General features: G+C 55.6%; 20 protein-coding genes and 1 pseudogene. 6 read left to right on the top strand and 15 right to left on the bottom strand.

Going from position 1 to position 25,571, the window contains the following annotated elements:
• Positions 1-137: 137 nt before the first annotated feature.
• From EXE52_RS08500 to EXE52_RS08470, 6 genes are all read right to left on the bottom strand, one after another.
• The gene (locus EXE52_RS08500; protein WP_307718958.1) at positions 138-989 is read right to left on the bottom strand and encodes a hypothetical protein; all 852 of its coding nucleotides are present in this window, start codon (positions 987-989) and stop codon (positions 138-140) included.
• A gap of 418 nt (positions 990-1,407) precedes the next feature.
• Positions 1,408-1,824: an SHOCT domain-containing protein gene (locus tag EXE52_RS08495; RefSeq protein WP_179233699.1), complete on the bottom strand. Its 417-nt coding sequence runs from the start codon at positions 1,822-1,824 to the stop codon at positions 1,408-1,410.
• A gap of 245 nt (positions 1,825-2,069) precedes the next feature.
• Entirely contained in the window at positions 2,070-3,311 is a 1,242-nt protein-coding gene (locus tag EXE52_RS08490; protein ID WP_137703636.1) for an RNA-guided endonuclease TnpB family protein, read from the bottom strand.
• 3 nt (positions 3,312-3,314) lie between these two features.
• Entirely contained in the window at positions 3,315-3,455 is a 141-nt protein-coding gene (locus EXE52_RS08485) for a DUF2080 family transposase-associated protein (RefSeq protein ID WP_137703626.1), read from the bottom strand.
• 510 nt (positions 3,456-3,965) lie between these two features.
• The gene (locus EXE52_RS08475; protein ID WP_089309411.1) at positions 3,966-4,460 is read right to left on the bottom strand and encodes a DUF3592 domain-containing protein; all 495 of its coding nucleotides are present in this window, start codon (positions 4,458-4,460) and stop codon (positions 3,966-3,968) included.
• Positions 4,461-4,909: 449 nt separating this feature from the next.
• Positions 4,910-6,541 carry an ATP-binding protein gene (locus EXE52_RS08470; protein WP_089309406.1) on the bottom strand — a complete coding sequence of 544 codons (1,632 nt, stop codon included), beginning with the start codon at positions 6,539-6,541 and terminating at the stop codon, positions 4,910-4,912.
• A gap of 83 nt (positions 6,542-6,624) precedes the next feature.
• Here EXE52_RS08470 and EXE52_RS08465 point away from each other — a divergent pair.
• Positions 6,625-6,753: pseudogene (locus EXE52_RS08465) on the top strand (IS6 family transposase); the annotation flags it as partial.
• 834 nt (positions 6,754-7,587) lie between these two features.
• Here EXE52_RS08465 and EXE52_RS08455 read toward each other — a convergent pair.
• Positions 7,588-9,264 (bottom strand): ATP-binding protein, encoded by a 1,677-nt coding sequence (locus tag EXE52_RS08455; RefSeq protein ID WP_049933025.1) that lies wholly within the window; start codon positions 9,262-9,264, stop codon positions 7,588-7,590.
• 80 nt (positions 9,265-9,344) lie between these two features.
• Positions 9,345-10,733, bottom strand: coding sequence for an RNA-guided endonuclease TnpB family protein (locus EXE52_RS08450; protein ID WP_241988225.1), 1,389 nt, complete (start codon positions 10,731-10,733; stop codon positions 9,345-9,347).
• A 233-nt stretch (positions 10,734-10,966) separates the two neighbouring features.
• Here EXE52_RS08450 and EXE52_RS19150 point away from each other — a divergent pair, with 233 nt between their 5' ends.
• Positions 10,967-11,551, top strand: a complete 585-nt coding sequence (locus EXE52_RS19150; protein WP_089309408.1) for a DUF3592 domain-containing protein — start codon at positions 10,967-10,969, stop codon at positions 11,549-11,551.
• A gap of 1,376 nt (positions 11,552-12,927) precedes the next feature.
• A complete protein-coding gene (locus EXE52_RS08435) occupies positions 12,928-13,329 on the top strand; it encodes a DUF5684 domain-containing protein (RefSeq protein ID WP_049933027.1) in 402 nt (133 codons plus the stop codon).
• Between the two features lie 355 nt (positions 13,330-13,684).
• Here EXE52_RS08435 and EXE52_RS08430 read toward each other — a convergent pair whose 3' ends face one another.
• Positions 13,685-15,211: a DUF6498-containing protein gene (locus tag EXE52_RS08430; RefSeq protein ID WP_137703634.1), complete on the bottom strand. Its 1,527-nt coding sequence runs from the start codon at positions 15,209-15,211 to the stop codon at positions 13,685-13,687.
• A 1,122-nt stretch (positions 15,212-16,333) separates the two neighbouring features.
• Here EXE52_RS08430 and EXE52_RS08425 point away from each other — a divergent pair.
• Both EXE52_RS08425 and EXE52_RS08420 read left to right on the top strand, forming a co-directional pair.
• On the top strand, positions 16,334-16,750 hold the full coding sequence (locus EXE52_RS08425) for a hypothetical protein (protein WP_199237905.1): 417 nt from the start codon (positions 16,334-16,336) through the stop codon (positions 16,748-16,750).
• A 133-nt stretch (positions 16,751-16,883) separates the two neighbouring features.
• Positions 16,884-17,639 carry a hypothetical protein gene (locus EXE52_RS08420; RefSeq protein WP_089309343.1) on the top strand — a complete coding sequence of 252 codons (756 nt, stop codon included), beginning with the start codon at positions 16,884-16,886 and terminating at the stop codon, positions 17,637-17,639.
• A 92-nt stretch (positions 17,640-17,731) separates the two neighbouring features.
• On the opposite strand, the gene EXE52_RS08415 is transcribed toward EXE52_RS08420, so the two are convergent.
• From EXE52_RS08415 to EXE52_RS08400, 4 genes are all read right to left on the bottom strand, one after another.
• Positions 17,732-18,298: a PH domain-containing protein gene (locus EXE52_RS08415; RefSeq protein ID WP_049933029.1), complete on the bottom strand. Its 567-nt coding sequence runs from the start codon at positions 18,296-18,298 to the stop codon at positions 17,732-17,734.
• Positions 18,291-18,926 carry a PH domain-containing protein gene (locus tag EXE52_RS08410; protein WP_049933030.1) on the bottom strand — a complete coding sequence of 212 codons (636 nt, stop codon included), beginning with the start codon at positions 18,924-18,926 and terminating at the stop codon, positions 18,291-18,293. Before EXE52_RS08410 ends, EXE52_RS08415 begins: the two co-directional genes overlap by 8 nt.
• 309 nt (positions 18,927-19,235) lie before the next feature.
• Positions 19,236-20,465 (bottom strand): RNA-guided endonuclease TnpB family protein, encoded by a 1,230-nt coding sequence (locus EXE52_RS08405; RefSeq protein WP_089309344.1) that lies wholly within the window; start codon positions 20,463-20,465, stop codon positions 19,236-19,238.
• Positions 20,466-20,468: 3 nt separating this feature from the next.
• On the bottom strand, positions 20,469-20,615 hold the full coding sequence (locus tag EXE52_RS08400) for a DUF2080 family transposase-associated protein (protein WP_137703633.1): 147 nt from the start codon (positions 20,613-20,615) through the stop codon (positions 20,469-20,471).
• Between the two features lie 591 nt (positions 20,616-21,206).
• On the opposite strand from EXE52_RS08400, the gene EXE52_RS08390 reads away from it, so the two are divergent.
• Positions 21,207-21,767, top strand: a complete 561-nt coding sequence (locus tag EXE52_RS08390; RefSeq protein WP_129452611.1) for a hypothetical protein — start codon at positions 21,207-21,209, stop codon at positions 21,765-21,767.
• 44 nt (positions 21,768-21,811) lie between these two features.
• Here the strand turns inward: EXE52_RS08390 and EXE52_RS08385 are convergent, their stop codons facing one another.
• Both EXE52_RS08385 and EXE52_RS08380 read right to left on the bottom strand, forming a co-directional pair.
• Entirely contained in the window at positions 21,812-22,306 is a 495-nt protein-coding gene (locus tag EXE52_RS08385) for a hypothetical protein (protein ID WP_049933032.1), read from the bottom strand.
• 157 nt (positions 22,307-22,463) lie between these two features.
• Positions 22,464-25,376 carry a PAS domain S-box protein gene (locus tag EXE52_RS08380; protein WP_089309346.1) on the bottom strand — a complete coding sequence of 971 codons (2,913 nt, stop codon included), beginning with the start codon at positions 25,374-25,376 and terminating at the stop codon, positions 22,464-22,466.
• Positions 25,377-25,571 lie beyond the last annotated feature (195 nt).

Here is a 25,571-nt window from a genome sequence, read left to right as displayed (position 1 = left end):
GTCTCGCGGTCGTATTTGGAGGTTTTGTCGGTCTTGCATCGTCGAACTGATTGTGCGGTAATGGAGTACCGCTGTAGCTGCGTTGGGGTCATACGGCAACCGATGCCGTGTGTCGAGAGTGGACGCAATGTTGGAACTCATGAGTCTGACAGCGACTCAACGTCGCCGACGGTAACCCCCGCCAGTTCGGCATGTGGCGCAAATATATCGCCGTCGGCGGCAGTTTCTAGTATTACTGTACGCCCGTGTCTAGAGACGGTTGCGTCACTAAACGAGGACTCTCCCTCGCGTGCGGCGCGCGCAATCGCCTCTGCCGTCTCTCTGTCGAGCCGTTTCGGATCGGCTACTGCGCCGTACCGAAACGTCGTCATCGGAGTATCGGCAGTGTCATGCTGGCTTGTCGGGGGCGTGGCTGACAGAGACTTCGAAGGCCCTGAGCCGTCTGGGGTCACACTACAAGCGACGCCAACTGCGGCTGCCGCATCAACCGCCGTCCGGAGCGCTTTCGGTGCGTCCGAGAGGGTGCGTCGCAGATACTCCCGCGTCTCTGTCCCCAAGTCGACACAGACCGTCGCGTCTCCGTGGAGCCGTGACGGGAGCGATCCGTAGTCTGTGTCTGTCCGTGAGTGCTCCGTGTCGTGACCGCTGATACCAGCGTCGCGGTGGGCCACCGCACTGCTAATCGATGAAGCGTGCCCGATGACAACTTCGTCCGCGCGGACACCAAGCGTCGTGGTGGTGCGTTTCGACTTGAACCGGGTAAAGCCGGCCTTGGTGGCTGGCTCTCGGATGAGATCGGCGTCTCGAGTGAGTTCTCGACGGAGTGTCCGTGCGTCGATGTCACCGACGATGACACCACAGCCCTCAGGGCCGTCTGTCGTGAGTGCGGTTCCGCCAACCACCTGTTGGAGTCGGTCAAGCGATACACTGTCGTACCGAGAGAGGAGGTCACGGATCGGGGCCGCAACCCCCTGTGGGACCCCCGTCATCGTTACCAGGCTCGGGTTAAACCGCGCAGTAACCACGGTGTCAACTCCCCGTGATGTAACTGCGGCCGGCTTGTACGCCCCGTTAGCAACCGCTGAGTGGAGTTGCCGCGCAGGGCTGTGTTTGGCCGAGCTACCTGTCGCCGCTCCCGTTTCACCGGATCCGTTGATTGCGAGCGTTCCAGCGGGCGGGGGTTCTGAAGTCAGTGCTCCAATGGGCCTATTAACACCGAGCCCGGTTGCCACGAGCGCACCTAAGCGCCTCGCGAACGTCCGTTTGGAGGGCATCGTTTCAGAAGACGTGCGCTCGGTGATAATGCTCCGAGACGTGTTTCAGGTTCGGAAGCACATCCGTCGGGCGCGTGTTCATCAACCAACGCAGGGAGGAAGTGCAGAACTAAGTTACGGGAGCCGTCTACAGTTACTTTTCCAACTTTTCCGTGACAGAATCTTCTTCCAGATGCGATTGCGCGTCATCTCTGTCGGACTCAAGTAGTCGTTCAACTTTGTCTTCAAATTCCGCATCGTTGAGCTCACCGCTGGCATATCGTTCTTGGAGTGTTGACAACGCATCATCCGTAGAGTCGGTGTTGCGGCCGTCGGTTGGAACATCACCCGAATCCGCGGCTGCCCACAGCGGGTACTGTTCCGGGTCGTACTCGTCGGTGTCAGGCGGTACCTCCTTGATCGCAAATTCAAGAACGCCAGACACGATCATTCCCGCGATCAACGCCGTGTACCACACTGCCGGAGTGAGTACATACACTCCGGCGACGGTCACAAATCCGGCCACAAGTGAGACCGGGTGATCGTCCAGTTGGTTGAAGATGGAGGGCATACACATGCCGACAATTAGCGGTTGTAGCTGAAATACATACGGCTAAATGTTTTCCACCAAAGGCGTACTACCAGCGTACAAAAGGCTGATGCCCCCTGTCCCTCCGGCCCTCAAAGGAGGTTCGTCCCCGTAATCTGCGGAGGGCATCAGCAACTGTGTGTATGGTATCATTTCACAAAAATCGGTCGACGCTCAAGCGCTCAGTGTAGACCCTGTGTAACTAGCGTACGGTGAACTACCCCACCCTACTCGCTCACGGCTGACGCCGTTCGCTCCTTGAGGGTGGGGCTTCCTGTTTCCACGACGCGCTTTGCAGATACAGGCGTATCCACAGGGAGCGCAGTCTCCACAGGCGTTGATTCGGAGTATCCCACTCCTACTTCTTCAAGACCACGAGAAAGGATGTTCCACGCCGCGTTCGCATCCCTATCCGCTTCAAATCCACACGCCGGACAGGAGTGTTCGCGCATCCACAGCGGTTTCCCAGTCTTCACACCACAGGAAGCGCACTCCGTTGTCGTCCCGCGCGGGTTCACGGCGACGAAGTGCGTCCCTTCACGTTCACACTTGTATTCGAGCATCCCCAGGAACGTTCCCCACGCCACTCCCGCCCGATTTCGCGAGTTTCTGGGGAGTTCTACCAGCCCTTTTACATCCAAGTCCTCAACAGCCACCAAGTCGTACTCGGTGGCGTAGTAGTTCGACAGCTTGTGGAGAAAGTCGCGGCGCTTTCGCTTGAGATCAGCGTGGCGTTCCGCCACGGTTTGTCGTTGTGTCTCCCAATTCGTAGAGCCGTGTTCCTTCCGCGAAAGGTCGCGTTGGGCGCGTTCCAATCGTTCGCGCTCGTCGCTGAAGTCGGGACTTTCGATGACGTACCCATCGGTGTCGTGGGCATACTTGAGAATCCCCACGTCGATACCAACGCACCGATCTGGATCGGTTGGTTTCTCAGGTGTCTCTTTCCCGTCGACAACGAATGAAGCGAACCAGTCCCCAGTTGGCTCCTTCTTAATCGTGACTTGTTTGATCGTCTCGGTGTCGGGGATTGTGCGGTGTTTGATGAGTGGAACATCCGCAATTTTCGACAGCGACAATACGGTCTGACCGTTCTTACTATCGAACTCGAAGCCAGACTGTATGTAGGTGAAACTGCGGAAGTCCTTGGGAGCCTTCCAGTTGAGACTTCCGACGTTGTAGCCGTTCTGTTTCAACTGGGAGAGGGCTTTGATGCTGTCTTCGATACGCATGACAGCGGCTTGTGCGACCGTTGAATAGAGGTCATTTAGTTCATCCCACCAGACTTTAAGATCGGTGAGCTGATCGCGTACTTGGCGTACTCGTTGGGTGAGTGTTCCCGCCGATTCGGGGATTTTCTCAAATTCGGTGAGTGCGTGATTGTAGAGTTGCCTACAGGTATCTCGGTGTTGATCCAACAGCTCACGTTGTTCAGGCGTGGGATCAAGCCGGAATCTGTAGGTGTAGCGCATTGACTATTCGTCGGGGGTTGAGGTTCGGACGATTTTCACGTCGGCACCACGCCATTGCTTCGGAACGAGAACGTGTGCGCCGTTGCCGGTCGGCTTCACCTCTCCCTCGATGACTTCGTGACCTTCTACTTCGTGTCTATCCATCATCTGTGTTTAAACATTATTTCAACTTAACTCTATCGGTGAGGTGGTTAGGCAGCGAGTACGAACGTGTTTGAGACGTGATGACGGCGGTGTATCCCCTCCCTACTCGCTCCCGCTGGTCGCTCCTTGAGGAAGGGGGCTTACCGCCTGTATTCTGCTAATACCGAAGATATGCTCCGCTACCGACACAGATCGTGGCGATGAGTAATAATCCACCACTGAGAACACCCCTCAGCCTACCTGAAACTCCAGAGCTTTCGACGATGTTGAACGCCCCTTGAAACACGATTAGTTGGAATACTAGTAGAAGACTTCCCCCGGAGACCAACAACTGGCTCTTCGAGCTTCTGTCCATAGTTCAGCCAGCATCCGGCAATTGTATAGGTGTTACCTGTACTCTCTGGCTCAGAAACAGATAATGTTCCTAGGTTTAACGCTTACTATTCCTGATCAACAACGAATATATTCTGCTCCACCCCCACGGATTACCCTCAGCGCAGTTCCAGCGTGCTAGAGTTTCCTTACGGCGGAAACCGCGGCGAAGAGGGTGAATAGTCCACCGAGTACAATCGCAATGATCGGTGCGTTCGACGTTTGATTTTTCAAAAACGCATCTCCCGGCTCGTCGGGAGAAACATATGCGGTTGTCTGTGCCCCCTGTTCGTACTCCTCAATGGCTGATTCGGCGCCCGATTGCGTCTCGTAGTTCTGTTCAAGATCTGCGGGGTATATTTTTGTCCCAGTATATTCATTTCCGTTATACGTGTACTCAAACTCAACCACCGGATCGAAATCGGCGCCCGGATTTGATGACGTTCCGCTATCAGCCTCGATATCGAGTTCGGTGATAGTCGCATCAACCTCGACTGATTCTCGGACTGCCTCCGTCTGTTGAACGTAATCGTATCCTCCGTAGCTGGCGATAGCAATCCCAATGAGGATGTACAATAAAGCACCCTTGAGGCTATCGGGACCCTTAACATTCACACCTGAATCGTCGTTCATACTGTCAATCACCACGAGGCCGCGTACAATGAGGAGAATGTCGGACGTTGCTGCGGGGTTCAGCTGACTGTAGACGCATCTTCTCACACCACCGAGAGCGGTATGACAGACGAAGTAGCGATACCCGCTGTATGCGTCGTCCGAATGTCCGAGTGTTCTGTCGGAGGACTGAATACATCAAGTCGTCTTTCAGACACCTAGTAACTAAAAATGCTGGCTCTGTTAAAAACCATTCAGCAGATGATATATCGTGATCCAGTCGTTGTCAATTTGAGTTGCTAGGGATAGCAGCCCCACTCTGTGAGCGCAGAGTGTGGGCTATGTGCCAAGAGCGGAACGTTTGTCGGCCTCGTATAGGTATCTCGATAAGAGAGACGGACACCGTGGTCCAGGTGGCCCAGGCTGCTACGACGCTTGATACACCTCACCCGAATGCTCTCTTTTCATTGTCACACGTCGGAGACTTCCACGTCTCTGAGGACAACCTCAACGGCTGTCCCGCCGAGATCACTCTCATCGAAGGAGAGTGACCCGCCCATGCTCTGGACGGCCCAGTTGGTCCCCCAGAGGCCCAAGCTACTGGCGTGTTCGAAGGGGGTCTCGACGCCCCCCTCGATCACTGCCCGCTCTGACTCTGGTATCCCTGGACCATCGTCCGCGACGACAAGACGGACGTCCGCCCCGGTCCGTTCTACACGAACCACGACGCGTGGGGACTCCCCGTCGTTGTGTTCGACTGCGTTCTCGACGAGGTGATCGATCACGTATCGGCACCGTTCCGGGTCGATGTTTACCGTCACGTCGGGGGCAGTGAGGGTCACGTCGGCGTTTACACCAGCCGTTGCGTCGGCGACAACATCTTCGAGAAGCGGCCGTAAGCTGACTTCGGTTCGATCGGCCGCGGACCGCTCCATGAGATCTTGGACCCGCCGTGCCTCCGCGCTCAGTGCGCTCAGTCTGTCCGCGCCGTCGACGGCCGGGGCGAGGTCGGCCTCCTCCGCGTGCGCCCGTATCACGTCCAGTTCGTTCCTGACGTTGTGACGGAGGATGCGGTTGAGTACCGCCAGCCGCTGTCGCCTGATTTCGCGGTTCGTCACGTCGATCAACATGACGGTGTAACCGAACGTCTCCCCGTACTCGTCGACAAGCGGCGAGACGCGCGGTTCGAACTGTCTGTGGCCCGTCGTCGTCCGGCAGGTGATAGTATTGAGTTCGGTCAGGGATGTCACCGAGTGATCCGTGACATCGGCCAGCGTCTGTGCGCCGCCGAACATTCGTTCGGCCGGTTCGTTCACTCGGACCACCCGTGCCCGGTCGTCAAGGACGAAAATCGCCTCGTCGGTCTCTGTCAGTGCCGCCCGCTCACCCAGTCTCCGGGTCGCGGGGACGCGAGTCACGACATCATAGCGAAAGATCCCCAGCGTGAGGCTGGCGGCGACCACGAGAAACGTACTCCCGATCAGCACGTCGTTCAACAGCGGCGTCGTAGGACGGGTCGTCTGAACGGTAAAGATGAATCCGGCGATCGGTATTACGACGAGGAGACTCTGTACCGTCGACAGTCGGTCGTGTCGATACGTCGCGACGACAACTCCCCCGATCAGTGCGAACACGAGGGTCAGGAGTACCAGTGTGGCCACCGACTGTGCCGTTTCGAGCGTCTGGAGCGCCTCAGTACCCACCAGCGAGGTCGTGATCCACCCCTCCTGTATCAGTCGTCCCAAAAGGTTCACACCGACGAGGATAGCCACGGCCAGCGTCACCGCGAGTACTCGTCTAGGTGTGATGTACCGCCCGATCCCGATGTATCGTGCTGCAAACGTCATCCATGGAACCGCCAGAAGTAGGACTGCGGACCCCAGTGGCAGGTTCTCGAGTGGCGTCACTGCGTGTAGCCCGGCGTATCCGACCCCGAGGAGCGACACCACCCCGGCGAGGACGACGAACGGCCTAGCGAGCCCGGTGCGGGCATCCCCCTGCCGGAGTCGTCGGTACGCCGTCACCCCCACTGCCCCGGCGACACCGCCACTCACCGCTGGAATACCGACCCTGAACAGCCCCAGCGGATCGAGTTGAATCACCGTACTGTGTTGGGTGGCTTCAGTATCAAAGCGGTTGTGGACCGACCGTCTCCGGACGAAGCTCAGCAACGCACAGATTATTCGACGACGCAATCTTTCTGGTCGACGGCGCGCTGTGGTTACACGCGCCCTGTCATCGTCACAGGCTTCGACTCCAGCACGTTACACATGGGAATCGCAATGCCGTTGAACGTATGTTTAGTGAGGTAAAATAGGGTGACAGAAGATTTGCCACAACATTTATTTTGTGAATTCAGATCTGAATCACCCGGAGAAATGTGCCTGCGCATTGAACACCGGGAGTTCTACTAATTCAGGGAGACATTCGGATCGTCGTGCGAGATACAGCGCGCGAATCTCGCAATATTTACCTCTCGGTTCCTGCGGTGGAATCGCGTAGCACAGAACACGTTCCACTGGGATCATACTAAGTCATTATTTTGTATCTTTAGCAGGTACGCATCAACTATGGTCCCCTACATCAGCAACGTTCTGTTTAACGAGCCACAAGGTCGCCCCAATTCACTCATCCAGTTTGGCGCGTCGCTCGCCTTCTTGTGTATATTCGTGTATGGTTGGAGTGTCGGCGAGGCTGGAGGAGTCCCGTGGATGCTATTTTTTATCGTCGGAGCTGCGCTGTCCGGAACTGCTGAATCTCTTCCAAAAACTCGACGACGGGCGGCTGGTCTATTGCGTCTCACAGCCATTCTCGTATTTGTCTGTCTTCTCGCCATTATCTTCCTCGCTCCGGAGTACATCATTGGGTAATGGAAGGTCGACTTTTGAATTCACAGTAGTGAGGCTGATTGTTAGATTACTGCCGATACGCTAAGCCACGTGGGGTTATCCTACTGAATTCACCCTCTGTATCTCGCAAGACGTTCTTGACAGCATTAGGAGAGGTATAGTCCGAATCTGGTCTGTAAGTACCCTTTACTGAGCGATTCTGAAGGATTCTACACAAACTAGGACCCAGTACAATATACTACCTTCTGAAAGTTCAAATAAAGCCGCGGTCGGCTAAGGCTCCAGCATCAATACGCCTGTCACCGATTATGGCTGCCGTCTGAGTCTTGCGGCATCGACTCTCTGTTCCGATAAAAACGAACGACTACGGTAGTGCCTGTGGTACCAGTAGACTGGAACTCAAGTTCAGCGCCCAGTTGGCTTACGGCCCAATTGACGAACCAGAGTCCGACACCCAGTCCGTGCTCAAGTTGTGTTTCGCTCGATTCGGTCAACAAGTCTCGCTCTCGGTCCGGGATCCCAGGACCATTGTCTGCGATGCGGAGCTGTGGGATATCATCAGCTGTCGTTTCGACCTCGATATCGACTCGTGCGGGGTCGTCTGAGTGAACAATAGCGTTCTCGACGAGTTCTGTCATAAGCCGTCGCACAACAGTTCGATAGGAGGTCAATTGTAGCCGCTCCGGAGCAGTGACTGAGATGCTGCTATCCGGGTAATCATCACGGGCCGTTGCGGCGACTTCGTGGGCGACCGCAGCAATATCGACCGTTGACGGGGCGCTAACGCTATCGGTCATAACTGCTTCAGCCTCTCGTGCTTTCCGGCTGACCGAGGCAAGCTCGCTGGCACTATTTTGAATCGCTGTCCGGTGCGTGTCGTCTTCTACGTGATCCGCATGCGCTAAGATCACGTCGAGTTTGTTCCGGGCGTTGTGTCGAAGCACGCGATTGAGTACTGAGAGCCGCTGTTCACGGGTTCGCTGATCGGTCACGTCCCGGAAGACAATTGTCCGCGCCACGGGTTCCCCGTCGCTGTCACTCGTGTCGCGTTCGACGTCGGAGACCGTGTACTGAAACTGACGTCGGCCCTTTGTCGTTTGGAGCGAGACAACCTCAGTTGTACCAGCTGATAGATTTGTCACATCGAATCCGTCTACGGCCGCGCTGACTGGTGTCCCGATCACGTCTCGTGTCGCCCACCCAAACAAGCCTTCAGCTGTCACGTTGGCATCGAGGATATTTGCTTCCCAGTCGACAACGACAACCGCCTCCTGGAGCGATTCGACGACGCGTGACCGCGCGACATAATCTGCTTTCGGGAACCCCGTCAATACCGGATAGCGTTGAATCGCAACGGTAAGTAACACTCCCGAAACTAACAACCCGCCAGTGACTCCGTCGATGATCAAACTCCCGTCAAGCCAGCCCCCGATAATGTATGGTGCTGAGATTGCTCCTAGCTGGATCCCAACCTGTGTTCTTGAAACACGGCCGTGGTTCCAGCCGTACCTGAGGAAGAGAAACGCCGCGTAGGCGTAAATTATGAACAATAATAACAGTTCAGTACCGACGAGTGACGCGAGTGAGCGACGGATCTCCTCCCGCGTTGGGTCACCCTCGAACGTGGCTGCTGCCCCAATCAGCGGGAGCGCAAGGAGAACAAACAAGCCCCCTCGGAGGGAAGTAAAGCCTGTCTCTCGGCCGATATACCCAAGGACATAGACCAGCCATATCGCGGGGAGAAACACGACCGGGACAACCTGCGCGATAGCAGCCAAATTCGATCCGACCCCCCATGCGTTCGGAAATTCAGAGATCAGCGAGAGCAGTGCCCATAGTAACAGACTGCCGCTCATGAGCGCAAAGGGGACCGCATTTGGGGGGGACCGATCCTTCGCAGTTTGCCACGTTACCCACGCCAGGAGGCCTACGGCAACGAGATCAACGGCAAGTGAGGGTCCTAATGAGAGCAGCATTGGTGGAGGGGATTCGCTTTCGGATTTTTAGATGGAACAGCGTTGAACCGCTGGGCAGTTACTGATGTCATTGCGCTCACTCACGCTGGTTGTTCAAGCGATTCATCCATAATTTCATCATACCCGTTACTGGCCCGGAAACACAGATATGTCGAGTGGTATAGCCGGCTGTGAACTACCCTACCCAACTCGCTCACGGCGCTGCCGTTCGCTTCGTTGAGCGTAGGGCTTTCGCGTGGACTCCCGTTCTGGCCATCGCTGGCAGGCTCGTAATCCCCGTTCACGTTCAATCTCCCGCGATTCAAGCGCACGTTTACGGGTGCGCCTCCGCCCGACGACGTTTGCCCCGAGCGGAGATGCTTCAGGCCGATGTTCTTTGCCGCGTTGTAGTCGGCGTGGGGTGAGTATCCGCACTTGAGACACTCAAACACGTCCGGTTCGTTCGAGGCGGGGCGGTTATCCTCGTGAGTGAACCCGCACTTGGAACACCGCTGGCTCGTGTACGCGGGACTCACCTGTTCGACCGAGATACCGACCATTTCGGCTTTGTACTCCACATACGCGCACAGCCGGCGGGAGGCCCATACGTGGAATGTCTTGGCATTCGGCATTCGGTCACGAATCCCAGTCAGGTTCTCGAACGCGATCACGTCACAGTCGTGTTCGACGGCTTCCGCGACGAGTTCTTTCGAGACGGTGTGTAAGAAGTGGTCATAGCGCCCCGTCTCGGTACGTCCAACCGACTGGATGGGTTCGTGGGCGGCCCGGGTTCCACATCGTTGGAACGACCCGCGCCGCTTTTCAAACTCGCGGTGCCAGTGGTTCAGCTCTGCCCCGTTCCAGAACGTGCCCGTGGAGGTGACGGCGACGTTTTCGATGCCGAGGTCAACGCCGAGGACTGTGTTGTGCCCGTCGTTACCGTCATCGGCAGTCTCGAACTCCGCGTCCGCCTTTGTGCGGGCGTGAAGGTGGAACTCGTCGTCGCGGTAGTGTAGTTCTGCGCCCGTCACGTCGTAGTCGTCGTTGAACAGAAACTCTGAATGAGGCGTCTCGCGATCCCCGTCGGGGAGAACATATCTGGCGGTGATACGTCCCGCAACGGTCGAGAGCGTCGCGTGGTCGTCGTTGAACGTCGCACATCGCTTGTCGTAGACGAGCGTCGGGGCGGAGAAGTGCGGCTTTCCCGCGTAGTCACCCTGTTTCCAGCGTGCGACAACGCTCTGGACGGCGGCGGCGGCCTTGTTGCGAGCGTTCTGGACGAGATTCGCTTGGAGCCTCGTTTTGGCCCGCACGTCGTCGTAGGTTTCACGCTGGAGTTGGGCTTTGCTCGTCGTCTTGTACTCACCTTGCCAGGCGTGGTCAACGACGTAGTTGGCGGCCCACAGGAACTCGGAGATGGTTTCGTGGAGGAGGGCGGCGTCGCTGTCGGCCACGTCGAGTTTGACGGGGACCGTACGACGTACCTCCATCCGTAATTCAGATGTTACGCTAAGTCTTTATGACAATACTGTTTTTGGAGGAGAGTTAGCCACGTGTAGAACGTGGTAATGACGGAATCATGTCGGTTCCCTTCCCGACCTACTCACTCTCTTCGGTCGCTCCTTGAGGTCGGGGGCTCCATCTTGAATTACGCTGACTGCTGTTGCTGCTGTTGAAACACTCCGTTCAGGCTTATTGGTTCCAATAAAAACAATCAGGTGAAATGCAGTTTACTCTCCGTGGGGTGGCTGTCACGGTTACGCCGCTGATCCTTCTCGCGCTCATTCTCGGACTCGGCATCGCTGGGTATGGAGGATATGACTACGTCCAGCAGTCGGACGCTGTTGACGATGCTGTCGCTGTCGAAACAACTGTTGTTGGCACCGATATCAGCAGATCTGATGGGCGTCGCTTCTACTACCGCATCTCAGTTGAGCACACCTACGAATATCAGGGGCGTGAATATACGAGCAAACAGGTGTTCCCAGGCTCAACGCGGCCGATATACACCGTCCGGAGTGACGCTCAACGTAGTATTGAGCCATATGAGCCGAATGAGACAGCGACAGCCTACGTTACCCCCGACAACCCTAGTGGAGCGTTTCTCAAGCGACAAACGGTATTTGCTCCATTCAGATTCATTGGTTTTGGGAGTCTTCTGGCGCTCTTGACAGCACTTCATGCGATTGGGGCGCGTAATCCTGGCCAAAATGTAGGGATCAGTCAAACAACTGGGCGCGAGCCAACTCGATATGACACGGTGTTCGGGTTTAATCGAGACACACTGTCTCGAGTTACTCAGCTTTGAACGTTGTCGTGTTGACACTATTTGGCCCGAAATCGGAGGGAAAGACGTTCTACGAGGAGTTTACGGTATCGGCCGAACTGGAGAGTGATTCACAGAGGATAATGAAGGCAGCGTTCACGGCGTTTGAACCTCTAGTGGAGAGTGGAGCGTCTGCGGCTGAACTCCCTTTTCCATGCTCACACCGTCTCAGCCGCCATTTTCGGTCGATTAAGTGTTAGATACTCAACGTTCAAAGCTGAGGAGTTAGTAAGCGTCTCATGTTGTTTACACCAGCTGTGTTTTTCGTTTCTCTCGTGACTATAGTGGTACTTCTGTTGAACTCAGAGGGGTCATCAATACAGGTCAGTGTGGCTGATCCAGTCGGATTCGCGTTCCTTGCGGCGCTTCTATCTGGTTTAGGATTTGTCTTTGGGCTTACACTATATGGCATTTGGTCATTTACCGAATACAGACGACTGCGTGAACGTATTCCAGACCCACGGCCACCGAGTCCGTTCCGACATCCGTCTCGCCTCGTTACAATCATGTACTCCCGAGACGAACTCAACGCCTATGGCCGTCGAGTGAAACTGACCGGCTTCGTGTTCACACTCATCGTGTTCCTCATCGGTGTCGTCGGGTTCGTGCTCGTGACGGCGTCGTAATAAAAAAAAGAATTAGCTCGATCGGTACAACGAGAGGAGAGAGGATATAAATAGGAATGTACCGACGGCGATTAATGCGGCCCCTATTCGTATTGACTCTGTAATGTTTGTCGCTCCGACAACCGTCATCGCGATCCCGACCACACTCAGCAGAACCTTCCATACCGCGTTTGGGACCAACTCCAGCAATAGTTCAAAAATGAACTCTAAGATATCATCTATCATGTCTATTAATCACCACGACGGTGCCTAGTCCGTCAGTTGGCAATAGTGCTAGGTGGTAGATCCAGTTGCTTGTTTTTAATTCTGTGTTCACCATTTCAACCTCTCGGCTCTGTTGAAATTCTTAGCAGTTGGTACAAACGGGCTGTTAAATACAGGGCGCGAGTCTGTCACCCATCTACAGACTGGGTGGTATGACGGTTGTACAACCACCATGGAATATGGAGTACCATTGCTAAGAGAACTGCCACGCCAAGCTCCAAGAGAACTCCATCAGTAACTTGGGACGCAAGAAAGACTGTAGTGCCAGCTATGACGGCAGTTATGATCCGACTCGGATTCCAATTGAGGAGGGCAGACTGAAGCGCGGACATTACTTCCTCAGTCGAAAGCTACGAACATATGTGTTCTGGAAGTTTGGGTTCGGTATGATAACTATTCCAATGGTCGTAATTCAGAGTGTGAAACGGTGACTTGGATTTTTATTAATATGGAAGAATTCATTGACTGATGCGATCAGCGTTGAGTTCATCAGTTTCGATACAAGGAGCCAGTAGTACCAATATTGAATTGTTCGTTACACTAGGACTCATTATTTTGATTTTTGCCGGATTGTGGAAAGTATTTGAGAAAGCTGGGAAACCGGGCTGGGCTGCGATTATTCCGATATACAACCTCTACGTCTTAGTCAAGGTGAGCGGAAACGCATGGTATTGGTTTGCTCTGTTCTTCGTCCCAGTGATCAATTTCTTCGCCACGCTGAAAGTTAGTATCGATGTCGCTGGCAAATTCAATAAGGGGATTCTGTTCGGCCTCGGACTCACGTTTATTTCATTCGTCTTCTACCCGCTTCTCGGATTCGGTGGCTACCAGTATAACGATGCCACTAGCTCAACGGAGAGCATGGCCTAACACTCAAAATCTCATTTAGGCCCAACTGCGCCGTGTTTCTCCCGATGAAACGCTGCTACGGGCTTGATACTATTCCCAGTATTAGATACAGGTAGCCGCCGGCCGGAGGCGGTCTTGAACAAATATCCGGTCGCTGGGCCTCTCCCATCGCTCACCTCCCCCCCAACGGATGGAAGGCTCACCTACTCCCCCCGCGACGCTTCATTGATCACCCTCCGCTGGAAGGACGGCCCTCCACCCCGTCCACCAGTACTATCATTCGTCAAGTAGATGTATCTAGTACCGACACACCACCAATAGAGGTTAGTGTCCCAAATTGGTGGAACCGCAGCCTAACACTGGAAGGCCAACAGCATTAGTTATTGCTGATCTGGTAGATTATAAGTCCGACGAGCGGAATCACAGTGAACAGAAATACGAAGACACCCGCTGCTGCGCCGCCTTCAAACTGAGCAGCTATCACCAACGCAATCAGTGAGACGACTCCGAACAGAGTCATCGACACAAGCGACATACGGGGTGCTGTACTGTCTAACCGCAGCAGTTCGATACTAACTTCCACCATGGTGTCTGGCTCGTCTGTATTCGCATTCCAATTGACACCAGCGTCACTGTCAGCGGTACTCACGTCGACAAGAGAGTCCGTGATTGGGGTCGTATCTTCGAGTCGTGGTAGCTTGGTCGGTCTGTCACCGCGGTCAACAAGTACCGTCGAGGTGTCTAACCACCTGTCGACGGCGTCACGTTCGATTCGGACCTCATGATCAGCTAGCGATTCGTACCGCCAAAGAGGGGTTTGAAACAGGGTATCAGTCGCAACAATGGTGTCCGAATCTAGCCGGTATTCAACACCAGCGTACCGGATCCAGTAGTCAAGATGGATGAGACTAAGCGGGACGCCGGTCCCGAGAAGCATGATGCCACCCGCTATTTGGGTAGCACCATCAAATACAGCAAGTGATGCGGCGAGAAAGGCGAGTGGTGTCAGCAACCATAGTCCAGGGTGTGTCCGGAAATGTGAGGCCGTAGGCAGTAGCCGTCCCGACAGCGACGGCCGCAAAACTGTGGAATTTCCTGATAGCGTTGTCTCAATTGTCTCACGCTCCGGGGGACTGTATGCGTCTCCACGACCGACAAGTGACCACAATCCCGCACCGAGACGGCCATCGTAGTAGTATTCTGCGAGATCGGTGAGGAGCCTAATTGAGACTACCACTGCGACGAGTGGTCCCGTCGCAACCCGTTCAACCGCACGAGAGGTCTCTCCACCCCCGCCGTTAGAGACAACCAGAGCTGCGGTGAGCAGCGCGATGATGCTCGCGAGGAGTACTGTTGCGCCTTCCGTGACGACACTCTGAAGAGCGGTTGCGACGTTGTGATCTTGGTAATCACCATCTCGAAAGTACGTAGTGGCTGTTCGCCATCCTGCTGCGATGAAAATTCCAAACGCACCAGCGATAAGCCACGACGAGATGTTGGCATCCGGATTCACATTTGCTACGGGGCCGACAACTAATGCCCCGACGAATAGCCACAGTCCGATGAGGATCGGTACCACGAACAAAAGTGTCGGAATCGTCAGTAGTCGGACGTTAGCACCGATCAGCGGGACTGAAATAGAGGTCTTTTTTGTGGCAATCGCCCCCAACAGGATTGGATCCCCATTCCGTTCCATTGGCCGCCCGGCAAACGTCGCTCGAACAACCGCCCAAAAACAGACAACACCGAACTCAAGCCAATATAAGGTCAGCAGTTCTAAAACCGATAGGTTGAACACAACAATCCCGACAACCGGAACCAGATTCGCCACAAGGAGGGCCGATAGTTCGGGATCCGGGAGGCGACTATCCCCCGTATTGTGAGTTGTGGCTGCTGAGCTCATCTACGGATGTGGTGACAAAGCGACCCGCTGCGCGTACCCTGGGCGTGGAACACAGACCCCTCAGGATCAATCACAGTTCTGTCTCGTGACTTTTGAACAGATGCTGTGGAGGGCATTCATGTACCTAACCGGTAGCGGATATAATAGTAGTAAGCCATTGTTGCTCGAGTCAGTGTTGATCACTGAGTACGGATTTATATCGACTGAGAGTACTCCCAATTGAAGTGAGGATGACAAAGGCCCCAACCACGACGAGCAGCCCTCCGAGGATCGGCTCAGATGAATAATAAAGCAGCCAGCCTATCGCAATGTTGGTACTGGCCAGTCCGATCGGATAGAGTGTCTGTTGTAAGTACATGGCTCTCAACGCTATTGTTACTGAGTTGCCACAGGTAGCACTGAAATATCTGTACCGAGGGGGCGACAAGCAGCGTGATTTCCGGAACTAGCTCCTAAATGACCTCTCAATCGTCGAATTGAGTGTTCTGTTCCCGACAACAGCCTGTCGAGGGCTCTTTCGCGCCAGTGCTCACAGATGCTGAGTTCGGGTTGCTCGTAGAACCCGTGCCTCACTGGGATTGAATACTGAAATACGCGCACCATCGTCTTCTGTAGTATCTGTGCGCTGGTTCTCCCTGTAACCAAGAGCTGATAATACAGACCCGACGAGAAGTACCGGTCTAAGCATACAGAGTGACGTGTTCCCTCTGCTGATATCATGGGATCCCCCTGATCACTATGTTACTCCCGTTGATTCGGGTGGTTGAGGATCTAAGCTTTGTGGACTGTCGATCTCTGGCTCTGCCACGAAGCCGTTACTCGTGCCCAAAGGGGATATTAGAATACGAATACATTTTTCAAAATAGAACGACAAAATTCTTGGCCATAATTAGTTTTACCAATGTCGCGTTAAAGACAGGTCGAAATTGGCCGGGGGGCTTCGCTGTCTCCTATATCTCACACCGAGCTTAATCCGACCGGCTAGTGACCGCCTAGCGCGACGGTCCGTGGCGCAATACCTCTACTTTCCGGGTACAAACTCTCCTTTGTGCCCGGAAAGTCCGCCTCTGTGAACGCAAGATTCTCGGCGCTGCTTTACCGGTTGCTACGCTAGGCGGGTGTGTGGACATGACGCCACAACTACGCGAAATCGTACGCACGGAACTGTTACGAAGTATCGTCTGGTTCGGAGCCGGACTCGTCGGCTGGCCGCTAGTGACGATGGAAGTCAGTTGGCTCAACCCGACACCCCTGACGGTCTTCGGACTTCCCGTGATCACCTGGGCCGTGTTGACGGCAAGTGCTATCGGAGTCCGGAGCGTGACCGAATCGGATCTTTGTGTCCAGACGACAGGCGGAATATCCGTGAGCCTCGCCCTCGGGATCATGCTCGGGGGTGTCGCCGCGGTGTATCTCGTCACAAGAGGTGGTTACTCCGCTCAGTGGATCACGCTCAGTTACGTCGCGGTCGCGGCCGTGACTTCCCTCTGGTACTGGTACGTTCACCCGACGGACAGGGGCTCGACAGCGACTACCTGACGCTTCGGGCCAGTCTCAGGGTCTCCGAAGCAGTTTCAATTGCTGAAACAGCACCGCACCGCCCTGTGGCCCCAACAGAGCAAAACATACAATTTGACTCGATAAGATGTTGTGCGTGACTGACTGATAACACATGGCCCTCCCACCTTGGATAACAGAAAAGCTGCCTCAGGACAAGCGGGTAAACACCAAACTCACCCGCCGCCACGTCGTCGAAACGATGTATCGAGCAGATCGGCCGTTCTTTTCGCTCCAGCAAATCCAACAGCAGATCAAGCCAGACGTCTCTAAGGTGACGCTCCGGAACCGGTTAACAGAACTCGAGGAAAACGGAGTCGTCACGACGGAGTCGTTCGCTGATTCACTAACCTTGTATTATCTCAACCACCCTGAGTCGGAGTGGCCGCTATCGCCGGAAGGAAAACAAGCGCTGACAGCCGACAAGACTACTTCGACGCATCCCCTCCACGAATTCCTTAACCACCCACGCGTCCGTTCAATCTTCCGCGAAGAGCTCTTTCGGAGCATTGGCTGGGTGGCACTCGGGATAGTCGGGTGGCCAATACTGCTCAGTGAGTCTCCACAGTTACCGGTCAATATATGGACCGTGTTCGGGCTCCCAGTCTTGACCTGGGCGACACTTACTGTGGCGATGGTCAGCGTCCGGCTGCTGACAGGGAGCGACATTCAAGTTCAGTCACAGGAGGGATTACATGTCGTCTCACTATGTGGGATTCTATTAGCCGGATTCTGGGTAGCGTTCGCGATTTTTATTTTGAACTGGCCGCCACTGCCGACAGTCGGTGTGTATCTGCTTGCGACAGTTTCCTACTTGATCATTTATAAACGGGTTGTCCTACCGGAAACTAATCTTCCGGTCACCACGTGATCTCTCGCCGACGCTGCTCGCGCTGGCGACGTACAGTAACTGACTGCCTTCAATATTGGCGACAGACCGTTTGAGACCCAATGTGAACTCTCTTATTCTCCGGTCACAGGCTCACTATCATCTCTGGTGGGCGCCACCGTGGCGCGGATTTCACGGACAAGGCTGAGGACAGATTCCCACTGCTCTCGAGACCCGGGGATTGCGTACTCTTCATTACCCATGTACTCCGCGAGCGTCGTCTGGACGTTCTTCGGGTTATCAACCCGCCGAAACTCTAGGTCGCGTCCTCCGGCGACCTCAACGGACACTTTTCCATAACCGAAAAACGAGCCTGTGACGGACTGAGAAAACGAAGTGTTCTGGATTTTATCGACATGGACACGACGAACGGTTCGTCCGAGGACGCCCCGCTTTGCCCATACTGCTCGGGTTGTCAAGAGATACTGCGTCCGTCGTACCCTGAGTAGCCCCCAACTGAGAACCGCAACGCCGATGGGCACCCCCGCTAACAACCAGAGGTCGACGCTAACAGCGCCGACAAGGGCAAACACAGAGATGGCGGTTCCGACGATTATGTCTGGAAGAGCCGCTGAGAGACGCGGGCGACCCTTCCAGACAACGCGTTCATCGTCGTGTTGATACCACCAGCTGTCACTCATCTGTGTTACTTGTGTCAGTATGGATTGCCTCGTCAGTAGACGGGGCAGTCGAATCGGCCTGGGACCCGCTCTGGTCGTCGGCGACCGCCTGCCGAATGACGCGCAGTTCCGCAAGAATCGAATCAAGAACATCCTCTTTCGTCGAGTCAGACTCGGTCTGCTGTCGGCTGTCAATTTCCCTAGCGATCAGTTCCTGAACTGCTGCTGGGGCAGGGATACTTCGAAACTGAAGTTCGATCCCGGACCCGCCCGCTGTACTAACGTCAACGGAGCCGTATCCAAAGTACGAGCCGAGCGCCGACTGTGAGTACGAGATGTTTTGGACTTTGTCGAACCCAATCTGTTGGACGTCACGTGAGAGTACCCCACGTTTGCTGTAGAGGCCACGATTGGTGACCACGTAGTTCGTATTGGTGTACTGAAGATAGGACGCAGCAACGATCGGGATGCCAATAAGGACGAGTGACAGCGGAATTCCGATGATAAACGCAGGAAGGACGCTGTACTTGTGCGGGGTACTCGACCACTGGATAGACTCGCCGTCTTCAAGCGTGAGCCAGTCGAGATCCAGGTCTGAGGAATCCGTTGAACCGTCTCCCGATATGTCTTGGAGGGCCGTATCAGACATACATTATCCCAGATCACCGACCCTCAAAATAGTGGGGAAATCCACGGTTCGGAACGCAGTGTCGCAAGAGGTAGCTGAACGGGTATCGAGGAGACGGAACACGACGCCAAATGCCTGGCCCCATCGCTGGCGCCGATCGGTCAAAAACCGTCCCAGAAGCCAGTGGAGAGCGCGAGAAGTGATGGGCGATCCCACCAGACTATGCCACGGCGATGGGATATGCTCATCAGTCGGATACTTATCTGAATACCGCCTCCGACCGGCGGCACCCTCAACGGTGTACCCTTTCGAATGGTGAACTACCCTACCCTACTCACTCACGGCTGACGCCGTTCGCTCCTTGAGGGTAGGGCTTCCTGTTTCCATGACGCGCTTTGCAGACACAACGGTGTCCACAGGGAGCGCAGTCTCCACAGGCGTTGATTCGGAGTGAACCACTCCTACGTCTTCGAGGCCGCGAGAAAGGACGTTCCACGCCGCATTCGCATCTCTGTCCGCCTCAAACCCACACGCCGGACAGGAGTGTTCACGGACCCACACCGGTTTGTCCGTCTTGACACCACAGGACGCACACTCTTTCGTCGTATCTTTCGGGTCAACCGAGACGAAGTGCGTTCCTTCACGCTCGCACTTGTATTCGAGCATCCGTAGAAACGTCCCCCACGCCGCACCTGCTCGGTTCCGTGAATTACCGGGGAGTTCGACCAGCCCCTTCGCATCCAAGTCCTCAACAGCCACCAAGTCGTACTCGGTGGCGTAGTAGTTCGACAACTTGTGAAGGAAGTCTCGTCGCTTTCGCTTGAGATCGGCGTGTCGCTCGGCTACGATCTGCCGTTGTTTCTCCCAATTCGCAGAGCCGTGTTCCTTCTGCGAAAGGTCACGCTGTCCGCGTTCGAGTCGTTCGCGCTCATTGCTGAAGTTGGGGCTTTCAATAGCGTACCCATCGGTGTCGTGGGCGTACTTGAGAATCCCCACGTCGATACCAACGACCTTCTCGGGCGTCTCTGGTTTTTCAGGTGTGCTTTCCCCCACATCGATACCGAACGTGGCGTACCACTCGCCCGTGGGTTCTCGTTTGACCGTGACCTGTTTGATGGTCGCATTCTCGGGGATGTCGCGGTGGAGATGGATCGGAATCTCACCGATCTTGCTCAACCACAGGACAGACCGACCACTCGTATTCTTGAGTTTGGAGCCGGACTGGTTGTAGGTGAGCGACTGATACTCCCGAGGAGATTTCCACTTGAGCATCCCCACGGCGCGTCCGTTCTCCTTCTGCGCTTTGAGCATGGAGAGGTTGTCGTAGACGCGCTTGACGACCATCTGGAGAACTTTCGAGTGAACGTCCCCGAGGTCGTCCCACCACTCTTTGAGGGCGGGGAGCTGTCCTTGTATCTTGTATCGGGTGGGGATGTCGTCTGCCTCGTTGAGCAGGTAGAGGACGTGGTTGTAGAGTTGCCTACAAGTATCAACGTGGTACAGAAGCGTCTCGGCAACGGCTTCCGGCGGGTCGAGTCGATACTTGTAGTTGTATTGCATGGCCTATTCGTCTGGGTCAGGGTTGGAGACGCGGACGACTTTCACGTCGGCCCCGCGCCAGCGTTTGGGCACAATGACGTGGGCGCTATTTCCTGACGGTTTTGCGGTTCCGTCGAGGACTTCTTCGCCTTCAATTTCAAATCTATCCATCGCTAATGTATAGACTTTGGATAAACATAAGAGTAGCGGTGGGCCTGTGGGCCGAGTGTCGGGGATGTATGAGAACTGTGCGGCGTTGACGAGACGCCCAGCGTCTCGTTCGCACACCAGAAATCTCCGATTTCTGGGGACGCTGTATCCCCTCCCTACTGCGCTACTCGGTCGCTTCGCTCCCTGCGTTGCTCCTTGAGGAAGGGGAATTAGCGCCTAAATCCAGGTAATTGGAGCTTCAGTAGGGGGGCCAGCGGTAGGTTCGCTCATCGCTGGCGATCATAGCATCCCGATACTGCTCATGGCGATCGGTGGGGCTGGAATGCTTGCCACTGCCGGCTACGAATTGCTCCGAACCGACCCAGAGGAGTTTAGTGCCTCTGCCATCGTCCTTCTCGTGTTGGCTGGTTCCGCCTGTCTGTCCTTTCTCGGAACAATACTCTCTGCGATAGGCAGTTTCTGAGTGGTCTGCACTAACCGCGGCTGGTCAGAAAATATCACTTTGTAAGGATTTTAACAGAGTCTCCTCACCGTGTTTCTCCGCCCGAGACACGGACTAGGAAGTATACGGGAGACGACCGATATGCCGGTATGACAGACGACGCCTCAACGGGTGGGCCTAGCTCCGAGGTTGACCGAGCCACGTCACACTCCGATACTTACTCGGATCGGGCGTACACGTGGCTTTCACGGAACGGGATCTACGTCTGGGCCGGGATTTCCGTAGTGGCAATAGCGCTCGCAGCACTTGCCGTCCCGATTTTGGCCTTCGGGTCATTAGCAGCGATCGGCGGAGAAGGGTCGATCCTCGCTGGCGGAACCGCCATCGTTCTCTTCTGTACTGTCTTGCTACTCGGTTTGGCAGTCGTACTACTCAGCTACGCATACTTAGAGGTAGATCGTCGGGGGATCCCGTTCGTCGGAGACCGCAGTACGCGGACGCTAGCATATGATAGCATCCGAACGATAGAGACGGTTGCGGCGGGAACGTTCATTGGCGGACTCCTCACAATGGTCGGACTAGCGGTTTCAGTGGGTAACGTTCCGACAATACTCTCAGTTACCGTGCTAGCTGCCGCAATCGGGCTTCCAGTAACAGTGTTAGTACACGCAGCCGGGCGCTTTGTGTTGTTTGTAGTTGACGCGAGCTAGGAACCCGTTATCAAATGAACCTTCGCGAAACTCCTTTGCCTCGGTTAACCGGTCTCGTTCATCTGCCCGAGATCCGAGAACGACTCTCCGACTCGAAGCGCGATTGGTTCACTTTCATCGCTCGAGCCAATTGAAATAGCGACAATTTCTTCTTCAGTACTAGTAATCGAAAATCGCTGATTCAGCTCTGAAGTACCTGCGATCACGGTATCGGCGAGCTCCAAGTCAACTTGGTACTCGCCGGTGGTGGTCCATACGTCGGCGTAGGCGACGATATTACTATTACCGTCTGACTCGGTCGAGGGAACGTCGAACGAAGTATCGAGGACCGTCTCGCCCTCGGGATCTACGACTTCGATCGACCCGCTGACCTCCTGATTCAGCTGGTTGAGGAGGTTGACCTCTTCGAAGATTCGGTTGCCGATCGCATTAAGGACTGTCGAGCAGCCGGCGGTGGACGCTACAGCGGCACTGGCACCGACTGCGAGGGCTCGACGTCGCGTGACGGAGTCGAATGACGAACGCGTGTGTTGATTCATCGTTGAAGGGCGTATCATCGTTGGCATTGTTGTAAATTAAAGCTGTCCGGAGTGTTTCTAGCGGTGAATCGGTCGATGAAGTGCTTTTGGGACACCGCTGTGATTGCGTCCGAAAACAGGATCTCACGGTTCTGCTGCGTGTAGATACCGGTGACCGTCAACGCAGTACGTTTGGCAAAGAAAGGTGAACGACAGTTCCGCCATCGGCGGGGCGCTCGAACTCGATACCGCCACCGAGTTGCCGAACACCCCAGTTGACAAGCCAGAGGCCAATTCCGTGATTGTGCTGGAACGGCGACTCACCGTCGGCTCGGAACGGAGTAAGTACACGGTCGGGGATGCCGGGTCCGTCGTCACGCACCGTGATTTGCGTCTCGTCATTGGCCGTAGACGGCGTCGTCTCAATTTCGACTTCCGGGGAGTCCCCACCGTGTTCGACGGCGTTCTCGACGAGCTCGCTCAAAACTAGCCGAAAAACAGCTGTATCAGCCGGTGCGGGAGCCTCCGCGGAAGACAGTTGAATCGCCGCTTCGTCGTGAGACTCACGGAGGTCGGCGACGATAGACTCCAGTACCGTTCCGACCCTGCGATCTTCGGGGTTGTCGTTGTCCTGAAGCATCTGACTGGCAGCACGCGCCTTACCGCTCAGTTCCAAGAGGCTGTTCGCAATGTCGTGAACGCTTTCGGCGTATTCTCGGACGACCTCGTCTTCCGCCGTCTCCTCAATTGTAGCCGTGTATCCCAAGACCGCGTCCATGTCGTTCCGGACGTTGTGTCTCAGTACACGGTTCAATACTTGAACCCGCTCTTCGCGGTCGCGCCGTCCGGTGACGTCCCGAGCGATAGTGACCACACGCTGCTCGCCGCCAATCTCTGTCAAGGTCGCGTTGACCTCAAGCCATACGACATCGCCGCTGGCGGTCCGCAACGCCCACTCGATGTCCCTCACCGGGTCACCGGATTTGGCCACGTCGCGGACAACCTCCCCGATTGTGTCCGCGTCGAAACCGAGTGCCGTCGCCGTCACCTCTTCTGGGTCCATATCGATGATCGTGTCGTGGTCATATCCCAGGAGCTCACACATGGTGTCGTTGACGTCAACCAGCTCCGCAGTCTGCGGGTCGTAGACTCCGATTACGTCCGTCACACCGTTGAAGATCTGTTCGAACTCTCGTTCGCGGCGCTTCCGCTCCGTGATATCACGCTGGATCGACAGAACTCGCTGTTCACCACCGATCTCGGCCGTCGCCAACGTGACCTCGATCCATGACTGCTCTTCGTCCGGCGGGGCGAGTTTCCACTCGATGGTCTTCGGTTCACCCGAACGGGCCACAGTCTGAATCAGTTCTTTACCGCGTTCCGCTGTGTACCCGTCCTCAGTTTCGCTGAGACCCTCGATACCGAGGTCGCGAATACGCTCGAGATCGTCGCACCCCACGAGCTCGTGATACGAGTCGTTCACACTGTCGAAGGAGAGCGTCTCTGGGTCGAAGATGGCGATAGCGTCGTTGACTCCGTTGAATATCTGCTCGTACTCCCGCTCGCGGCGTTTCTGTTCTGTAATATCACGCATCAGCGAGAGGACACGTCGCTGACCACCTACGGTCGCGACTGTGAGGTTCGCTTCGACGAGACGGTTGTCGCCCTCAGCGGTCTCAATTCGCCACTCGACTGTTTCATCTTCCTCGGTTTCGCCGACGTCGGTGATAAGCCGTCTCGCGCGCTCATCGGTGTACCCCTCCTCGGGAACACTGAGGTCATTGATTCCTTGTTGAAGAATCGTGTCGTAGTCGTATCCGAACAGTTCGACGTAACTGTCGTTCACGTCGACCATTTCACCCGTGTCAGGGTCGTGAACTGCGATCGCAGTGGTCACGCCGTTAAATATCTGCTCATACTCGCGCTCGCGGCGTCGCGTATCGGTAACGTCCCGAATGACTCCGACGATCCGATCGACGGCACCGCCTGGACCGCGGCTCGGATAGCCGCGTACCTCAACCCAACGTGTCTCACCGCCAACGCGGAGTCTGTGACTGAATGTGTACGGACCCGACTCCTCCTCGCGGATGTGTTCGCTCATAGCGATAAGATCCGAGCGGTACGCCTCGCGGTCCTCCGGATGAACGGCGTCGAGAACGGCCATCGGGTCGTCATACAGGCGTTCGACCGGTTGGTCGAACAAATCCGCGTAGGCCTCGTTGATAAAGAGAACCTCCGAGAGGTCCGCACGTGCCAGATAGACGACCTCATCGATATGAGTCGATATCTCGCGGAACTGACGACGCTGGCGTCGACGGTCGGTCACGTCCGTGGCGGTCGCCAACACCAGTTCCTGATCGTCTATCGTGACTGTCGTCAGCGTCGCTTCGACCCAGACGTGTTCGCCGTCAGCCGTCTCAAGCGGCCATTCGATTGGACCGACCGTTCCGCTCTCCGTCGCGGAGGTGATAACCTCCATGGCAGCGGCCTGATCGTACCCGTCGATACTCGCAGTGTAATCGCCGACCTGCATAGAAATGAGTTCCGCTCGATCATACTTCAGCAACTCACAGAGCCGCTGATTCGCATGAATCAACTCTCCCGTCTCGGGGTCATGAAGTGTGAGTGGCTCAGAGACGTTGTCGTAGATGGTCCGATAGTCGGGAGTCGGCTGTACCTCTGTCGCGGTAACCGCTCGCTTGAGCACGGTCGTCGGAGATTGTGCGAGCAGTTCCCACGGGAGATACTCCGTTACACCGGCCTCAAGCGCCTCAGCGATTGATGCCTCTGTAGGGGCGACGTACACCACCGGTGGGGCGGAGTCACGGGTGGCGTTCTGGACCACCCAGTTGCTGACCCCGGTCAGTGACGCGGCTGTGTCAGCGTCTGTCCGGTCGGCGCTGCCCGACTCAGGTGTTACCGCGGCAACCACACAATCGAACTCCTCAACTGAGCCGGGAGCGTCACGTCCGGCAGGCACTATTGAAACAGCCACGTCAAGCGAATCCTGCGCGTCTTGGAGGGTCGTTTCGACCGACGCTGGCCCCACCACGCCAATTGTCGGGTGTCGTTGCGTGAAGCCCTCGGCCATTTTCTCTGTGAGTTGAAGTTTATAGAACAATAACGCTATGGTCGTGCTACCGGTTGGTTGGGCCGGTAGACGGCTAATTTATTGAACCCCTTGGCCGCTGATAGTTTGTCGAGGCTGTGCTACATACAGAGCGCGTATCTACCCCGAGACGCCCTTTCGATAGCCTTTCCGAAGAAGTTGCCCCGTACCTACGAC

The sequence above is a fragment of the Halorubrum sp. CGM4_25_10-8A genome, from assembly GCF_005435025.1.
GTDB lineage: Archaea > Halobacteriota > Halobacteria > Halobacteriales > Haloferacaceae > Halorubrum > Halorubrum ezzemoulense.
Note: the sequence above shows the minus strand (reverse complement) of the source record. Positions and strands in the feature narration are given on the sequence as shown.

What these genes read in the sequence shown, in the direction of transcription:
- EXE52_RS08500 (WP_307718958.1), bottom strand. Translation starts at nt 989, where the DNA reads ATGACGGGGGTCCCACAGGGGGTTGCGGCCCCGATCCGTGACCTCCTC.
- EXE52_RS08495 (WP_179233699.1), bottom strand. Translation starts at nt 1,824, where the DNA reads ATGCCCTCCATCTTCAACCAACTGGACGATCACCCGGTCTCACTTGTG.
- EXE52_RS08490 (WP_137703636.1), bottom strand. Translation starts at nt 3,311, where the DNA reads ATGCGCTACACCTACAGATTCCGGCTTGATCCCACGCCTGAACAACGT.
- EXE52_RS08485 (WP_137703626.1), bottom strand. Translation starts at nt 3,455, where the DNA reads ATGGATAGACACGAAGTAGAAGGTCACGAAGTCATCGAGGGAGAGGTG.
- EXE52_RS08475 (WP_089309411.1), bottom strand. Translation starts at nt 4,460, where the DNA reads ATGAACGACGATTCAGGTGTGAATGTTAAGGGTCCCGATAGCCTCAAG.
- EXE52_RS08455 (WP_049933025.1), bottom strand. Translation starts at nt 9,264, where the DNA reads ATGCTGCTCTCATTAGGACCCTCACTTGCCGTTGATCTCGTTGCCGTA.
- EXE52_RS08450 (WP_241988225.1), bottom strand. Translation starts at nt 10,733, where the DNA reads ATGGAGGTACGTCGTACGGTCCCCGTCAAACTCGACGTGGCCGACAGC.
- EXE52_RS19150 (WP_089309408.1), top strand. Translation starts at nt 10,967, where the DNA reads ATGCAGTTTACTCTCCGTGGGGTGGCTGTCACGGTTACGCCGCTGATC.
- EXE52_RS08435 (WP_049933027.1), top strand. Translation starts at nt 12,928, where the DNA reads ATGCGATCAGCGTTGAGTTCATCAGTTTCGATACAAGGAGCCAGTAGT.
- EXE52_RS08430 (WP_137703634.1), bottom strand. Translation starts at nt 15,211, where the DNA reads ATGAGCTCAGCAGCCACAACTCACAATACGGGGGATAGTCGCCTCCCG.
- EXE52_RS08420 (WP_089309343.1), top strand. Translation starts at nt 16,884, where the DNA reads ATGGCCCTCCCACCTTGGATAACAGAAAAGCTGCCTCAGGACAAGCGG.
- EXE52_RS08415 (WP_049933029.1), bottom strand. Translation starts at nt 18,298, where the DNA reads ATGAGTGACAGCTGGTGGTATCAACACGACGATGAACGCGTTGTCTGG.
- EXE52_RS08410 (WP_049933030.1), bottom strand. Translation starts at nt 18,926, where the DNA reads ATGTCTGATACGGCCCTCCAAGACATATCGGGAGACGGTTCAACGGAT.
- EXE52_RS08405 (WP_089309344.1), bottom strand. Translation starts at nt 20,465, where the DNA reads ATGCAATACAACTACAAGTATCGACTCGACCCGCCGGAAGCCGTTGCC.
- EXE52_RS08400 (WP_137703633.1), bottom strand. Translation starts at nt 20,615, where the DNA reads ATGGATAGATTTGAAATTGAAGGCGAAGAAGTCCTCGACGGAACCGCA.
- EXE52_RS08390 (WP_129452611.1), top strand. Translation starts at nt 21,207, where the DNA reads ATGACAGACGACGCCTCAACGGGTGGGCCTAGCTCCGAGGTTGACCGA.
- EXE52_RS08385 (WP_049933032.1), bottom strand. Translation starts at nt 22,306, where the DNA reads ATGAATCAACACACGCGTTCGTCATTCGACTCCGTCACGCGACGTCGA.
- EXE52_RS08380 (WP_089309346.1), bottom strand. Translation starts at nt 25,376, where the DNA reads ATGGCCGAGGGCTTCACGCAACGACACCCGACAATTGGCGTGGTGGGG.